2 protein-coding genes are annotated in these 1,486 nt (G+C 66.6%); one reads left to right on the top strand and one right to left on the bottom strand.

Annotated features, from left to right (window positions below; genetic code table 11):
- Nucleotides 1–422: MBL fold metallo-hydrolase (locus tag QT222_RS01210; protein ID WP_491476039.1), on the bottom strand; the 422-nt coding region annotated here is incomplete at its 3' end.
- 153 nt (nt 423–575) lie between these two features.
- On the opposite strand from QT222_RS01210, the gene QT222_RS01205 reads away from it, so the two are divergent.
- Nucleotides 576–1,486 (top strand): AAA family ATPase (locus QT222_RS01205; protein ID WP_491476038.1); only part of this gene is annotated, 911 nt, incomplete at its 3' end.

Below are 1,486 nucleotides of genomic sequence, written 5' to 3'. Positions count from 1 at the left end.
GAGGAGGTCCGGGGTTCGGTTTCGAAGGCGCGGACTTCGTAGTCGTCGGCGCGGTAGGCGACGTTTCCGGGTTGCGTTTCGTGGACCGGGACGTGGAAGCCGGGCTGGTAGCCGCCGGCGTGGACGAGCTTTTCGAGGTGTCGTTTGCTGCCCGGCGGGCCGTGAATGGCGAGCGCGTCGTCGCGCTCGTTGAAATCGAGGGTCTGAATCAGGCCGGGGATGCCGAGGATGTGGTCGCCGTGGAGGTGCGTGACAAAGAGGTGGCTGATGCCGAATCCGGTCCCGAACCGCATCATCTGGCGTTGGGTGCCCTCCCCGCAATCGAACAACAGGCGCTCGCCGTCGCGGTTCACGAGGAACGCGCTCGGCGCACGCGCCGTGGTGGGAACGGCCCCGCCGGTCCCGAGGAAGGTCGCGCGCATGGACATGCCCCACAATCGACGCGGCGGGACTAAACGTGCGTCGAATCCGTCGCGGCCGCGGTCGCTTTCCCACGGCGGTCGCTTTCCAACGGCGGGCGGTGACCACGACGCGGACCGACCGATTCTTACCCGACCGTCTGCTACGGCAGTCCAATGGACGCGCCGCTGTGGACCGAGACGCACGCGCCGACACTCGACGACCTCCCACAGCCGGAGGTCCGCGAACGTCTTCGACGCGCCGTGGACGAACCGATGAACCTCGTCGTGCAGGGACCGCCGGGCGTCGGCAAGACCGCCGCCGTCCGCGCACTCGCGCAGGAAGCGCACGCCGACCCCGAAAACGACCTCATCGAACTCAACGTCGCGGACTTCTTCAACCGGACGAAAAAGCAGATTCGTGCCGACCCGCGCTTCGAGCAGTTCCTCGACGGTCGCAGCCGAATGGCGAAACGCGACATGATAAACCGCGTGCTCAAGGAATCGGCGAGTTACGCCCCGATGTCCGGGGAGTACAAGACAATCGTCCTCGACAACGCCGAAGCCATCCGCGAGGACTTCCAGCAGGCGCTTCGCCGCGTGATGGAACAGCACCACCGGACCACGCAGTTCGTCATCACCACGCGTCAGCCTTCGAAGCTCATCCCGCCGATTCGCTCGCGGTGTTTCCCCATCCCAATGCCCGCGCCGGACGACGAGACGCTCGAATCGCTCCTCGCCGATATTCTCGATGCCGAGGGCGTCGATTACGACGACAGCGGCCTGCAGTTCCTCACCGACGCCTCGAACGGCAACGTCCGGAAGGCAATCCTCTCGGCCCAGCGGACGGCGACTGAGGCCGACGAGGTGACGATGTCTACGGTCCACGCCGCCCTCGGCGATGTGGGCTTCGACGACGACCTGAAGACGCTCCTCATTCAGGCGCGCGACGGCGACATCAAAGACGCCCGCAAGACGGTCACGACGCTGCTCGACGACGAGGGCTACGAAGGACAGGAACTCCGCCGAGAAATCCTCCCCGTCGCCGACGCGACCCCCGCGCGACTCGCCGCCAGCGCACTCGCCCG

It is taken from the genome of Haloferax sp. s1 (assembly GCF_058382125.1).
This window is presented reverse-complemented; position numbering and strand designations above follow the sequence as displayed.